Raw genomic sequence first — 14,627 nt, forward strand, 5'->3', positions numbered from 1 at the left:
TACCCTTATTCAATTATGTCGCCGCGCAATAAGTACTTGCACAAAGCCGCTGTGCTTACAAAGCCCAGCATTGCAATCATCAGCGCCGCTTCAAAATAAATGGCGGTACCCATAAACAAACCAAACAATAAAATCAGCGCAATACTGTTGATATACATAGTATCCAGCGCCAATATTCGATCAGGCTTATCTGGCCCACGAAACAGCCGCCATACATTAAGCACTAAAGACACCATGACCATTGCAGTGGCGATCATCAAGCTAATTTCTAGCATCCGAATATCTCCAAAAGCGGCGCTTCATACCGTTTCTTAATTTCACGCACTAGGGTGGTTTCATCTTTCATATGCAACGCATGCACATATAACCACTGCTTATCTTCTGAAACCTCAGCTGACAAGGTACCCGGCGTTAACGAAATGGTGCTTGCCAAAACAGTAATAGGAAAGTCTCCTGTTAGCTCCAGCGGAATCGCGACAAATGCTGGCTGTAAATACTTAACCGGACGCATGAGCTGCACCGTTACCTCGATATTCGCAACGATGATATCAACCAAAACTCGCAGAAAATATATAACGGCTTTAATAGGACGCCTAATGTGCGGCTGCTCAGCTTGCATACCTCCCACTAGAATCGGAATCAGGAGCGCAAAAATCAACGCCAACAGTAGATGTCCCGGCGCTATCGATTGGTTAAGCAACAGCCACACAATAAACAGCACTATACTGTGAGTTGGCATAGGGAATATACGTCGTAGCATTTACTCAGGACTCCCTAATGATGGTGTAGTGGGTAACAATAACTCAGGCTGAACGCCCAATTGGTATAACTGTAACGCGGCTTGCGAGGTAAAGTCTGAGACTTGACCACCAAAAATCACTAACAACGGAGAAGCAGATAGTAAAAAGTAGATGGCAAACAGCTTGGGTTTCGCGATTATTTTTTTCTCATTGGTCTCGCTGCTAATACGCCAAAATAAGGTTGATCCGCCCCGTGAAGCGGCAATAACACTCATCAAACTAGCGATTAAAACAGCACCCCATACCCATGCCATTTGGGCAGCGCCCACACTGGATTGCAGCACTAATACCTTACCCACAAATCCGGAAAACGGTGGTAGGCCGGTCATGGATAAAATACCGATGGCAAATGCTATGCCTAAAGGCAGCGAGCTGGTCATTCGTCGAGCACGAACAAACCGGTCAGACGCTTTACCACGCTGTTCGGCAATTGCATCAGCCAGCAAAAAGAGCGCCCCGGTAACCAACGTTGAATGTATCAAGTAATAAAGCCCAGCCGTGGTGGCTTGCACAGTATTAATGGCTACCGCACTTAACATAGTACCAACAGACACGATCACCAAGTTAGACACTAACTGGCGTAAGGATTGGCTTGCCAATGCGCCCAAAGTACCCGCGGATATCGTCAAGATTGCAGCCGGCCACAGCCAAGGCTGGATTAGGTTGGCAAGCTCACCTGCATGGTGTCCAAACACAACTGTATGGATTCGCCAAATACTGTATATCCCCACCTTTGTCATAATCGCAAACAGCGCCGCCACAGGTGCACTAGCACTTGAGTAGGTTTTGGTCAGCCAAAAATGAAGTGGGAACATGGCAGATTTAAGACCAAAGACGATCAACAGCAATAGCCCGCCAATACGCGCCAATTGTTGTTCTGCCTCAGGTAGTTCGCGTACTTTGAGTGCCATATCGGCAATATTAAGCGTTCCTAAGGTGCCATAAAGAATGCCTAGGGCGAACAGAAATAGCGAAGAGCCGATGAGGTTTAAGATTAGATAATGCAGGCTAGCTTGGGTTTTCTGTTTACCGCCAGCATGTATTAACAGTGCATACGAGGCTAATAACAGCACCTCAAAAAACACAAAGAGGTTAAAGATATCACCGGTAAAAAATGCTCCGCTGATACCCATTACTTGCAGCATAAAGAGCGGATAAAAGAACACTCCGCCTCGGTCATCGCCGGCCGTCGAATACAATAATGCTCCTAAGGCTAATACGCCCGTCAGCAGCACCATTAAAATAGCTAAGCGATCAACCACCAGCACTATGCCGTAAGGCGCTTGCCAGTTCCCTAGTTGGTAAACTTGAATCGACCCACTCAAACTAATTATGAGCAGTTCGATAGCCACGCCAACCAGCCCAAGCAAGGCAACAAATGCTACAACACGCTGGCGCTCTAGGCTGTTGGCCACCGGTGGCAACAACATCAAAACAGCGGCCAACATCGGTATTAGGATAGGTAAAATGGGCAAGTGATCCATCACTTAGACTTCTCCTTGTCCTTATCCGCTAATTGATCTGTCCCAAAATCCTGACCATCAACATGATCATTGCCTAAATCTGCACGCGCACGCATTGCTAGGATCACGGCAAACGCCGTCATTGCAAAACCAATAACAATGGCTGTCAGCACCAAGGCCTGTGGTAAAGGATCGGCATACGTTTCCGATTGACCAAGCACAGCAGGCTGATTCACCACCAAGCGGCCGCTTGAAAACAAAAATAAATTAACGGCATACGAGAGCATAGTTAAACCGACAACAACAGGAAAAGTACGTCCGCGTAGCGTTAGAAAAATCCCGCATGTTGTTAACAGCCCTACACAGGCAGCATAAATCAATTCCATTACTGATCCTCCAACACGCGTTCATCCGGACGTTCCGATGTCGTTAATGTTCCTAAGTTAGCCAAAATCAGCATAGTTGCTCCGACAACGGTTAAGTACACACCTAAATCAAATAACATGGCACTGGCGAGCTCAAACTTACCCACCCAAGGCCATTTAAAGTAATCAAACCATGATGTTAAGAAAGGCTTATCGAAGAACCAACTGCCTACACCGGTAAAAGCAGCTATTAACAAGCCTGAGCCGATCATCCACTGATAATTAATATGGACGCGCGCTTTCATCCACCCAACACCGTTTGCGATGTACTGTTGTATGAGCGCGACTCCGGTAATCAAGCCAGCAATAAAGCCGCCGCCGGGTTCATTATGCCCTCTAAGGAAGATGTAGACCGAGACTAACAAGGCCAGAGGCAACAAAATTTGAGAGATAACGGCAAGTACCATTGGGTATGTGTCGGTACTCCAATGACGGCCATACTCATCGCCGGAAGGCATATACAAACGCATTCCCACAATAAGCTTATAAATTGCAATAGCAGCGATACCTAACACGGTTATTTCACCTAAGGTATCAAAGCCTCGGAAGTCGACCAAAATGACGTTAACCACGTTGGTACCGCCACCACCGGTTTTACTGTTAGCAACAAAAAAGTCAGATATCGTCTCAAGTGGACGGGTCATCATGGCGTAATTGACGGTACCAATCACACCACCTACTAAGGCAGAAATACCTATATCCCTGACCAATCGACGCGGCGACGATTCTTTAGGCGTTTGCTGAGGTAAAAAGAAGAGCGCCAACATTAACAAAATAACCGTCACTACCTCTACCGCTAACTGGGTCAACGCTAAGTCGGGAGCGGAATACCGCGCAAAAGCGATTGAAACAATCAACCCCACAACGGATAACATCAACAAAGCCACCAGCCGTTTACGGTTCCAGATCACCGTTGCTACTGCACTGAGCACCAGCAAGATAGCAGCGGTTACTGATGCAGCATCCATAGGTAATTGCGGTTTCAGACCCGATGTTTGCTGCAAAGCGGTAAGCGGTGTCACTGTAACGGCCAGCGTGGCTAACAACAGCAAGAAGATATAACGCTGTAGCGAGCCATTTTCGATATAGGCATGACCAAACCGGCACGCTTTAATCGCTCTTTGAACCCAACGTTCAAAAACGACTTTTGAGTCCGGTTCTGGAAACTGCATTTGAAAATGAAACAAGGTTCGGCGGTTATAATACACAAAGAAACCACCAGCCATTGCCACAAAACTCATCATTAGCGGCAAGTTAAAGCCATGCCAAATTGCCAAACTGTAATATGGCACAGGCCCCAACAAAGATGCGGATGAGGCCGCGTTTAATAACTGAGCAACCACTAAACCGGGGACAATACCCACCAGCAAGCAACAACCCACCAATATCTCAACTGGCAGTTTCATATAGCGCGGCGGCTCATGAGGGGTTTTCGGTAAATTAACGGGCTCGCCGTTAAAAAACACATCATGAATAAATCGCGTTGAATACGCGACGGAAAAAACACCGCCCAAGGTTGCAAGTACCGGAATAATCCATGATAGCGACCCTAACGAGCCTTGATCTAACGTCTCGTTGAAGAACATTTCTTTTGATAAGAAGCCATTCAGCAAAGGAACACCAGCCATTGACGCAGCCGCGATAATCGCCAACGTGGCCGTGTACGGCATATACTTCCACAAACCATTAAGCTGGCGCATATCTCGCGAACCCGACTCATGATCAATAATACCGGCCGCCATAAACAGCGATGCTTTAAACGTTGCATGGTTGATAACATGGAAGATAGCCGCCACGGTTGCTAAACGAGTATCCAAACCAAACAGCAACGTTATCAGTCCCAAATGGCTGATCGTTGAGTAAGCCAACAAACCTTTAAGGTCGTGCTTAAACAAGGCCATATACGCACCAAAAAGAAAGGTACATAAGCCTGTTAAACTAACAATTAAGAACCACATTTCCGTGCCGGACAGAACGGGGTAAAAACGGGCCATCAAGAAAATACCCGCTTTTACCATGGTCGCAGAATGCAAGTAAGCACTGACCGGCGTAGGTGCTGCCATTGCTTGAGGCAACCAAAAGTGAAAGGGGAACTGCGCTGATTTAGTAAAGGCACCTAACAGCACCAACACTAAAATAAATGGGTATTCGCCGGACTCCCTGAGAGCATCACCGCTGTTAAGTACAGTCTCTAAATCAAAACTACCTACAACTTGGCCAACTAAAAGCAACCCTGCCAGCAGAGCGAGACCACCAGCCCCGGTGACGGTTAGTGCCATTCGTGCCCCTTTGCGAGCATCAGTACGTGAAGACCAAAAGCTGATTAACAAGAAGGAGCTAATACTGGTCAGCTCCCAAAAAAACCACATCTGAATAATGTTACCTGATGCGACCACACCCACCATAGCGGACATAAACATCATGAAGTAACAATAAAACCGCCCCATCGAGTCGTCGGGCGACAAGTAATAACGCGCATAGAGTATCACCAATGCGCCGATGCCGAAGATCAGTATCAAGAAGAGGAAAACCAAACCATCAAGGCGGACTGACAGATCCATCCCCATAGCAGGTATCCATGAAATGGATGACGATAGTACGACACCATCCAATAAATCTTGGCTCATCGTTAGCAGCAAAATTAAAGCCGTAACGGGGGCGATCGCTGTCAAAAAAGCACACAAAGTGCGGCTGCAGCTTTTAGCCAATAGAGGAACAACAATACCAACTAGGGGTAATACCAGCAGTAAAAACAAATCCATACGCAATTTTTCCGGTCCTATTTAACTTATCTCTTATCGGGCTTTCTATACGTACTATTTAATCAACTGCATTACTCCACTGACACACTAGAAGACGGTAACCTTAATACATGAGGCATAGATTATCGCATGTTAAAATTCTACGTCTATCCTACAAGCATAGTAAAAGAGGCTCAAAAACATAAACAATATTCGGCACTTAAGCAAACGCTGTCTATAATAGTTTTATGACCGTCTTATGACCGTACAGACTTTGTGCTAGCGCACACCGTCATCAAGGAACGATATTAACACCACGCTGGATGCAAAACAGGAGTTACGGATCTATGTTTCGACATAACGCTCAAAACCCGCCCATTATTCTTGATATTGAGGCTTCAGGGCTTAGCGAACAAAGCTATCCCATAGAAATCGGTTTTTATCATTCCGATACACACTGTTTTTGCGCGCTCATAAAGCCTGCTCGTCATTGGAGCTATTGGTCAGAGGAAGCCGAAACCCTCCATGGTCTTAGCCGTGACATTATTACCCAACGCGGACAAAGCACCCGAGAAGTCGCCATCGAGTTGAATCATTTATTGCAAGGGCGCACCGTTTTTAGCGATGCATGGGCTGTAGACTCGACTTGGTTCAATAAACTGTTTTATGAAGCAGGCGTTCCCCCCCGCTTTTGGCTTTCATCCATCGAAACCGTAATGACAGAAGCCATGATTGATATTTGGGACGAAACAAAACAGGAAGTGATTGCCGATCTCTGTATTCCTCGCCACCGCGCGTCAACCGATGCCAAAATCATTCAAGCCACATGGCTTAAAGCCTATAGCAGAACATCCGAACCGGAAAAACTACAGGCGTAGCATTAACACAGTGCTTAATTCAACTTCGATAAAACCCAGTCCCGTGACTGCCTCGCTTTAGCGATTACAGTTTCCAATGATGAAAATCGATACCGATCATCATTGGCACTAAGTACTAAATCCCCTTGATAACCCGCTGTTTGACAGTTACGCAATAAGGTCGTGAGGTCACTTGAGTGCCCTCCTTCACCGGGAAAAAGACGCTGATGATGATCAACTTCTATTTTATCCTCCAAGGTGTACAGGGTGCTCATGGCAAAATCAGATAAGCGAATAAGGAAAACTTTATCCCCCGGCACTTGCGTGAAAAGCTCATCAATATTCAGATCGGTCAGGTTGTGAAAGCTATCTACAACAAGCCCTAGATTAGCGTTACCAGCCTGCTCGACTAAACGATAAGCGGATTCATAATCGTAAGCATGGTCAGACCAAGGCAAAGGCCGGTACCCCACTTTTATCCCTCGCAACATAGCCAAAGTAGACAACGCGCGTAATTGCGCGATTATTTCATCATCATTATCGGTTCTGTTACGTGCGGATGGCGTCACCACTAACAAGTTACAGCCTAAAGCGGCCATCATCTTCAAATTAGCTTGAGCCAGTTGCATTTTGTAACGAATGACATGCCCTTTATGGCCCGTAAAATCTTTAAACTCTTTATAAGCAGATAACTTCAATCCGCTTTCCAGCAACAGGCTTTCCGCCAAGCGCAAATCGCCTTGCTTCGAGAGCTCGACCGCATCCAGCTCTATACGGTCAAAACCCGCTGCTTTTATAACCGATAAACGATCACCAAAATCCCCTGTCAGACCGGTTAGGCTAACCGCAATGTTTTGCGTAGGAACACTCATGCAGCTACCTCAAAACGCCAAACAATGGCAGAGGGAAACGTGGCGGGCAGTCTCACTTGCACACAATTATCATCTTCTGTTTCAAGGAAGGTTAAGTCTCCTTGCGCACCTATCTTCTCTAAGACCGTTTGGCTACATATCTTAAAAGTGATAGCACTATAATACTCATCACCAATATCAGCCCCAGCAGACAACTCGCTTCCATCGACCTTAACCGCTAACCCGCTTTGGCTAATCACGCCCGTACCCGTTAACGAAAAGCCAAGCAACTGCACAAAAAAATCATTCCACTGTTGTTCTCGACCATTAGCTACAGCCAGTGTTAACGATGAGATACAAGCAGCGTTATCGTCAGCCAGTACCGAAAAGCGAGAGCCTTGACCATCTAACGGTATAAAATCGATATCATAAATACTGACTCGATCATCAAAGCGGTCAATCAAATAAATGTGCGTTCCACCCACGCCTTCAATGGCCGGAATATTCAACTCCATCACACCCGCTTGGGTTTCTGCTTCCCATGCACCCGCATTAATTAAAGATTGATACGCCTCTTGGGCATCATCTACCCGTATAGCAATAGCGCAGATAGAGACACCGCGCTCAACAGCTTGGTCATGTACGGCCCCCGTACTGGCGCTATTGACGATTAAGTTGATATGCCCCATACGATATAAAGTAACAGGCTTGTGACGGTGGCGCGCAATAGCCGTAAAGCCCATTGATTCCAAAAATATAGCCAGTGGCGCCGCATCCGGGGTGGCCAGTTCTATAAACTCTAGCCCTTTCATTTGAATGGCACTTAAAAACGCAGGTTGCATACCAGCAGCCTCCTTAGAATCATCAATAAATTAGCGCAGATGAATAGCGCTAACAGTGTAGGTTCTATCAAATCAAATTAGTAGCATCGATTCTTAGACAACCCCGACTAAAACACCTGTCTTAATCATACAAAAAGCCCCATAAAGAGGCTTTATTCATAGGACTATGCGGTTGTTTTTTTCTTTTTCCATATTCCCCATAACGGGGTTTGCGAAACAAGGATCAACACAATCGCGGCAAACAAAAAAGTCGAAAGCGGACTTTGAAATAAATTACCAAAGAACATGCCTAAGCTTTCTTGATCAGAAATAATCGCACGTCTCCAGTTTTCATCTAACAAACGGCTCAAAATAACACCCAAAATAACAGGCCCTACTTGGAAGCCATACAACTTCATAAAGTAGCCCAACACACCAAAGGCTAGCATCCACCAAATATCCGTGACCGAATTATTAATCGCATACGAGCCGACAACTGACAGCAGAAAGATAAGCGGGATTAAAACGCCTTTGGGGCACTCCACAATTTTGGTAAACAAACGGATACCCGTTAGTCCAAAAATGAGCACAAAAATATTTGCCATGGTTAGGTTACCCACCGTAAACCAAAACATTTCTGGCTGCTCGGCCAACAGCATAGGCCCTGGGTTTAAACCATGAATAAACAACGCCCCTAAAAACACAGCGGTGACAGCATCGCCGGGTATTCCAAGTGTCAGCATAGGAATGTAAGCGCCACCAACAGCGGCGTTGTTTGCAGCCTCTGGTGCAATCAAACCTTCCTTTGCGCCTTGGCCAAAGGGTACTTCGGGGTTTTTCGTTGTACGTTTGGCATAGTCATAAGCCATTAACGCGGCAATATCCCCTCCTGTACCGGGTAACGCACCAACCACTACACCCAACGTGGATGTTTGCAGACTTAAAGGCAAATATTTATAAACATCCCGCCAAGCGGGTAAGATCTTATCCAACTTTTGCCGAACGGCTGCTTTTTCCATGTAGTGCAGTTGCGTGAGCGCTTCCGAGATGCCGAACATACCAATCATCACGGCAACGGGGTTAATACCGTTCCACAACTCAACAACACCAAACGTAAAACGTTCTTCTGCCGTCAACGGATCAAGGCCAACCGTACCAATCAGCATGCCTAACGCGCCACAAAAAATCCCTTTAGCCAAGCTGTCACCCGCAAGAGATCCCACTAACATAATGCCCAGCACTGCCATCATCATGTAATCACGTGGCTGGAAAGTTAATGCAAAATCACTCACCACAGGCGCTGCAATCGATAAGATAAAGATACCTACAAAGCCACCGATAACCGACATAACAGTCGACAAACCAATAGCTTTACCCGCATCCCCTTTTTGCGCCATAGGATAGCCATCCAAGGCGGTAGCTATGGCCGACGGCGCCCCTGGCATATTCAACAGAATAGCTGTACGCGACCCGCCGTAAACGCCGCCCATGTAAATCCCCACCATGAGACACAAGGCATGATTAACATCCCACGAGAAGGTAAAGGAAATCAAAATAGAAACGGCCATCGTTACCGACAAGCCCGGTATTGCGCCTACATAAATACCTAAGAAGGTACCTAACGCAGTTAACCCCATTAACTCAGGAGACACCCAAGAAATGGCAAAATTACTTAATGCGTCCATATCAGTTCCCCTCAGCCCCGAATAGATTGCCCAACCACGCTAAAATTTCTCGTTCGGGGACAATCCCCTCAGGCAAAATAATTTGAAACACCAAACGAAAAATCACATAGATTAAAATGAGGGCTCCGGTTGTAATCACCAAAGAACTAACCAGACTGCGACGATGTAATAAATGAATTGCAATCAATAGAAAAACAAAGGTGCTTGGAATAAAACCGAGTGAATTCAACACCACGGCATATACCAAGATCAAAGCAATCATTACCGCAACAAGTGGCGGTAAAATATGCGTAAAAAAACTATCCACTACCTGAGAAGGCGATTGACGTCGTGCGTTTTTAACTACAACAACACACGAAGAGATCACCATAATTCCAGCCGCAGCTAGCGGGAAAGCCCCTGGCGAACTAAGCGCCTCAAAGCCAGATATCTGATATGCCTGCCAAAATAAAAAAACACTGAGCAACAGCATCAAATAGCCAAAGACCGTTTCGCCTGGCTGTTTTTGCGTAGAGTCGACCATCAGGATTTACCGATAAAATGTACGAAAGAAAGAGCCCCAGAAAAGGGGCTCCGCATAACACCTAACGCCTTACTCAGGGCGCTTAATGCCAAAATCTTCAGGAGAATGCTTAGCAATACCAGAATCGAACACGACCCAAGAAGAAACAGAACGATAGTTATCAAGGAACTTATTCGCAGCGTCTCCAGACAGGTTCATGATGCTAAAACCACGCTTGTCCATCAGCTCTTTAAAGTCAGGTGCTTCAGCACCGGCCTTGAAAGCTTCTACTAATTTAGCTACTGCTTCATCCGGTGTGCCTTTCTTCACGAACACGCCAAAGAATGGTCCGTACGGCAGGTAGTTAGCAAACCCAGGCAGTTCTTCTGTAATGGGTTTAACATCAGGAAGTAAAGGATTAGCAACCGTATCGACTAAACCAATAGCCTTCATACGACCTGCTTTAATATGCTCAATCGCTGCGCCCAGCACCGCAGGCATCACATCGATAGCACCACCTTGTAAAGCGGTTAGAGCCGGGCCGTCCCCATCATACGGTATCGTGGTTACGTCAATACCCACTTCACCATCTAACATAGCAGAAACAATTGAAGCCAAACCGCCAGGCCCGGTAGAACCAAATTTAACTTTTTTAGGGTTTGCCGATGCATATTCAACCATTTCTGTGATGGTGTTGTAGGGAGCATCGTTGTTGGCAACAAAAATAGGAATACCACGAGCCAACACATTGACCGGAATCATATCCGAATAATCGATGTTTGCTAATCCAAGCACTTTATACATTTGTGGGTTTTCAGCGCCCATCAACAAAGTATAACCATCGGCTTTTTTCGCATTCACCAGCTTTGTTGCTATTGCACCCACACCGCCGGTTTTGTTCGTAAGAATAATATCCGTGCCCAGCACTTTTTCAGCGTGTGGCGCTACCGAGCGCATCACTGTATCCGTAGAGCCACCAGCACCCCACTGAATAACACCTTGAATATCTTTTGTAGGGTACTCAGCAAACGCCGCCGTAGAAACAAACGTCAGTGCCGCTAACGAACTAATAAACTTGGTTTTCATAGCATAGCTTCCTTCATTGTTATTATGCTTAATATTTGGGTCCGGCCTCACGTGGAAGGCTCGCTAAAGTACCGGATTAACTAAGATAAATGCAGATTATGAATCCTTAAGAGGGCCTCAACAATCCTAAACCAGCCATTTCATGATAGCCAGCTTCAACTAACCATCAGTTTGCACCTAATCGTCCAATGTTACCTTGAACTACCAGCAAAACCATACGGCAGTGTTTATCTTACTTAATTTGATAGTACGAAAGCGATTAGCTCCTATCAATTAAAAAAACATCGCACTTATTATATCAATAGTGATATAAGATAAAGAAACTAAGCCTCAGATCATATCCATACTGAGATGATAAGATACCGTTACGTAAGGCATTTACGGACAAATACCACATAACTAACAACAAAAAATGCGGCGATATCATGACAATAAAAAACACCAAGGACCCAAACACCAGCTACCAACAACTACGCCAGCATATAGTTGACGGCGCTATTCCCCCCGGCAGTAAATTATCTATCAACCACCTAACGCAGCAGTACGAGACCAGCGCCGCTCCTATCCGAGAAGCCTTATCTAGGCTCGATGCCGAAGGTTTAGTGATCCGCAAAGGGCAACGAGGCTACTGGGCAGCGCCAGTCTCATTAGAAGAATTTTTAGAAGTATCGCGCTTACGAGTCATGCTAGAAGTAGATGCGTTGGCACAGTCTATTCGGCTGGGCGATCTCAACTGGGAAGCAAACATCGCCGGAGCACGCCATCGCGAAATCACCATCAAACAACAAGCCATTGGCCAACGCGAAGCCATGGCAGGCGAACTGATTAGAGAAAACAGGCTCTTTCATCTGGCACTGATCAGCCAATGCCCATCACAATGGCAATTACGTTTTTTATCAACACTCTATGATCAATCCGAACGATATCGCCGACTGTCACTTATCCATCAATCAGAGCAAACGACTAACGACACTCACAACACAGCCCATCAAGATGACCATAAACTCATCATGGAAGCCGCGTTTAAACGAGATGAAAAAACCGCCTGTGAACTACTCAAAGCTCATATAGAACATTCCAATCAGCGTATCATCGAGACAGTTTTTTAGGCACTTGTTAAACACGCGCCCAGCCTCTGATAACCGGGCGCCACCCTAGCCAACAGGTTATTGTATTTTCTAAGCTGCCTGTGCGGCAGTGAACTCACCATGGTCACGCTAACGCGCTCATCATCATTTCTAAGCTGCCTGCGCGGCAGTGAACTAACACAACCTCAATATCTCCGGCATTTGTTGTTTCTAAGCTGCCTGCGCGGCAGTGGATGGGGATGGATCATGAGCAGCAAACCCCGTAAATTTCTAAGCTGCCTGCGCGGCAGTGGATTTCAGCAGGTCATTAATACTTACTTACGGTTGTTTCTAAGCTGCCTGCGCGGCAGTGGATTAAACAGCCCCTGATCCTCGATACCTTCAGCTTTTCTAAGCTGCCTGCGCGGCAGTGGATACAAAAAGAAAAAAGGAAAAATTGTTTTCTCATTTCTAAGCTGCCTGTGCGGCAGTGGATATGCTTTGGGCCCTGTGGCATACGCCCGCCACTTTCTAAGCTGCCTGTGCGGCAGTGGATGCACCGTTTAATTCAGCTATTGCCGACATGGCTTTCTAAGCTGCCTGTGCGGCAGTGAACGACTGGCTAAACAACAACGCCGCGGGTGTCATTTTCTAAGCTGCCTGTGCGGCAGTGAACCTGAGTCTATCGAAGGTCGTAAAAAGGGGACTTTTCTAAGCTGCCTGTGCGGCAGTGAACTTTTAGTTGTAGTCTGACCAGAAGAAGAAGCATTTCTAAGCTGCCTGTGCGGCAGTGAACGTTGTCTATGATGGCTGTGTCTATCAGCAATCTTTCTAAGCTGCCTGTGCGGCAGTGAACCCACTGCAGTTAGATGTTATTGATCGCATTGTTTTCTAAGCTGCCTGTGCGGCAGTGAACTGCAATGGGGTGAAGGCTGGAAGCCAATCAAATTTCTAAGCTGCCTGTGCGGCAGTGAACTATATCTAACCTCCTCTCTGAATTGCGGTGGTTTCTAAGCTGCCTGTGCGGCAGTGAACTTTTAGTTGTAGTCTGACCAGAAGAAGAAGCATTTCTAAGCTGCCTGTGCGGCAGTGAACAGCGTGTTGGTGTATCGCTTTCAGTTGTTAAATTTCTAAGCTGCCTGTGCGGCAGTGAACTCTTAAAGAAGCATTTAACAACACAGGTACACTTTCTAAGCTGCCTGTGCGGCAGTGAACCGGAAAAGTGGGAGGTATTAAATCGTCAAAGATTTCTAAGCTGCCTGTGCGGCAGTGAACTTGATCAGTGCGCTAATATGCCTCAATGTGATTTTCTAAGCTGCCTGTGCGGCAGTGAACCTACCAAGGATTGCCCCTTTAGGGCCTCCTAATTTCTAAGCTGCCTGTGCGGCAGTGAACGCCAACAAAGACGGGATATCTGACTACAAAGCTTTCTAAGCTGCCTGTGCGGCAGTGAACCCCGTCTTTGTTGGCTTTCAGCTCTGTCAATATTTCTAAGCTGCCTGTGCGGCAGTGAACTCACTAAGCAGGTAAGCAATGCGGCGGCGCAATTTCTAAGCTGCCTGTGCGGCAGTGAACCCGCTTCATCAAAAAGAAGGAGAGCCCCCAAATTTCTAAGCTGCCTGTGCGGCAGTGAACGCGGGCGCGTGTCTGTTAGAGCTTCTCTGGTGTTTCTAAGCTGCCTGTGCGGCAGTGAACATGCGATAGAAGATTCAGTTTCAGATTATCAATTTCTAAGCTGCCTGTGCGGCAGTGAACATAAAATTTAAAACCAGAAATCAACAAAAAAATTTCTAAGCTGCCTGTGCGGCAGTGAACCTTGTTTAGATAGATGTTAATCGCATTAACGATTTCTAAGCTGCCTGTGCGGCAGTGAACGCGGTGCCGTAAGTATTGCACCGGGAGTGAATTTTCTAAGCTGCCTGTGCGGCAGTGAACGCGTGCTAATGAAAAATTTGTTGATCCTGTATTTTCTAAGCTGCCTGTGCGGCAGTGAACAAGGTTATGTTCAAACTGTTAAGTTTAATAATTTTCTAAGCTGCCTGTGCGGCAGTGAACTTGGTAACACCGATGAGCTGGTGGTGCCTACATTTCTAAGCTGCCTGTGCGGCAGTGAACAGTGCTTAGCTTTTGGATTTTTAGGACTTTTATTTCTAAGCTGCCTGTGCGGCAGTGAACGGGAAACTGTTTATATTGGTTCTCGTTCTTCTTTTCTAAGCTGCCTGTGCGGCAGTGAACCACCGGCCGTAAGATAATGAAGCTGATAAAAATTTCTAAGCTGCCTGTGCGGCAGTGAACGTGGGTATGGTACCCCCGTATTACTGAACGGGTT

At 46.4% G+C, this 14,627-nt stretch carries 12 protein-coding genes and 1 CRISPR repeat array (1 of these 13 running past the window's edge); of the genes, 2 read left to right on the plus strand and 10 right to left on the minus strand.

Translation table 11 applies throughout. The features are described from left to right. Positions 1-5: 5 nt before the first annotated feature. Genes OW491_RS12645 through OW491_RS12665 form a run of 5 tightly spaced genes read right to left on the minus strand, consistent with a single transcriptional unit; the run spans position 6 to position 5,450 of the window. Entirely contained in the window at positions 6-275 is a 270-nt protein-coding gene (locus OW491_RS12645; protein ID WP_075171139.1) for a K+/H+ antiporter subunit F, read from the minus strand. Then, complete coding sequence (locus tag OW491_RS12650; RefSeq protein WP_178967916.1) at positions 269-760, minus strand: Na+/H+ antiporter subunit E; 492 nt, start codon at positions 758-760, stop codon at positions 269-271. Before OW491_RS12650 ends, OW491_RS12645 begins: the two co-directional genes overlap by 7 nt. Further along, the gene (locus OW491_RS12655; protein WP_215150641.1) at positions 761-2,284 is read right to left on the minus strand and encodes a monovalent cation/H+ antiporter subunit D; all 1,524 of its coding nucleotides are present in this window, start codon (positions 2,282-2,284) and stop codon (positions 761-763) included. It lies immediately after the preceding gene. Beyond that, positions 2,284-2,649, minus strand: a complete 366-nt coding sequence (locus tag OW491_RS12660; protein ID WP_290036305.1) for a Na+/H+ antiporter subunit C — start codon at positions 2,647-2,649, stop codon at positions 2,284-2,286. Before OW491_RS12660 ends, OW491_RS12655 begins: the two co-directional genes overlap by 1 nt. Next, positions 2,649-5,450 carry a monovalent cation/H+ antiporter subunit A gene (locus tag OW491_RS12665; RefSeq protein ID WP_075179145.1) on the minus strand — a complete coding sequence of 934 codons (2,802 nt, stop codon included), beginning with the start codon at positions 5,448-5,450 and terminating at the stop codon, positions 2,649-2,651. Before OW491_RS12665 ends, OW491_RS12660 begins: the two co-directional genes overlap by 1 nt. 326 nt (positions 5,451-5,776) lie before the next feature. On the opposite strand from OW491_RS12665, the gene OW491_RS12670 reads away from it, so the two are divergent. Continuing rightward, positions 5,777-6,307 (plus strand): hypothetical protein, encoded by a 531-nt coding sequence (locus OW491_RS12670; RefSeq protein WP_290036308.1) that lies wholly within the window; start codon positions 5,777-5,779, stop codon positions 6,305-6,307. A gap of 14 nt (positions 6,308-6,321) precedes the next feature. Here OW491_RS12670 and OW491_RS12675 read toward each other — a convergent pair whose 3' ends face one another. The 5 genes from OW491_RS12675 to OW491_RS12695 all read right to left on the minus strand — a co-directional run bounded on the left by OW491_RS12675 (position 6,322) and on the right by OW491_RS12695 (position 11,231). Then, positions 6,322-7,158, minus strand: coding sequence for a sugar phosphate isomerase/epimerase (locus OW491_RS12675; protein WP_290036310.1), 837 nt, complete (start codon positions 7,156-7,158; stop codon positions 6,322-6,324). Continuing rightward, on the minus strand, positions 7,155-7,979 hold the full coding sequence (locus tag OW491_RS12680; protein ID WP_290036312.1) for a hypothetical protein: 825 nt from the start codon (positions 7,977-7,979) through the stop codon (positions 7,155-7,157). The genes OW491_RS12675 and OW491_RS12680 overlap by 4 nt, the downstream gene beginning before the upstream one ends. Before the next feature lie 164 nt (positions 7,980-8,143). Next, positions 8,144-9,643: a tripartite tricarboxylate transporter permease gene (locus OW491_RS12685; RefSeq protein WP_075171131.1), complete on the minus strand. Its 1,500-nt coding sequence runs from the start codon at positions 9,641-9,643 to the stop codon at positions 8,144-8,146. Position 9,644: 1 nt separating this feature from the next. Continuing rightward, positions 9,645-10,166 (minus strand): tripartite tricarboxylate transporter TctB family protein, encoded by a 522-nt coding sequence (locus tag OW491_RS12690; protein ID WP_290036315.1) that lies wholly within the window; start codon positions 10,164-10,166, stop codon positions 9,645-9,647. A gap of 69 nt (positions 10,167-10,235) precedes the next feature. Further along, the gene (locus OW491_RS12695) at positions 10,236-11,231 is read right to left on the minus strand and encodes a tripartite tricarboxylate transporter substrate binding protein (protein WP_290036317.1); all 996 of its coding nucleotides are present in this window, start codon (positions 11,229-11,231) and stop codon (positions 10,236-10,238) included. 425 nt (positions 11,232-11,656) lie between these two features. Here OW491_RS12695 and OW491_RS12700 point away from each other — a divergent pair, with 425 nt between their 5' ends. After that, a complete protein-coding gene (locus OW491_RS12700; protein WP_290036319.1) occupies positions 11,657-12,340 on the plus strand; it encodes a GntR family transcriptional regulator in 684 nt (227 codons plus the stop codon). A gap of 66 nt (positions 12,341-12,406) precedes the next feature. Next, positions 12,407-14,627: a CRISPR direct-repeat array (repeat unit 28 nt; unit sequence TTTCTAAGCTGCCTGTGCGGCAGTGAAC) (it continues 1,345 nt past the right edge of the window).

This window comes from Neptunomonas sp. CHC150 (assembly GCF_030397555.1).
Lineage (GTDB): Bacteria > Pseudomonadota > Gammaproteobacteria > Pseudomonadales > Balneatricaceae > Neptunomonas > Neptunomonas phycophila.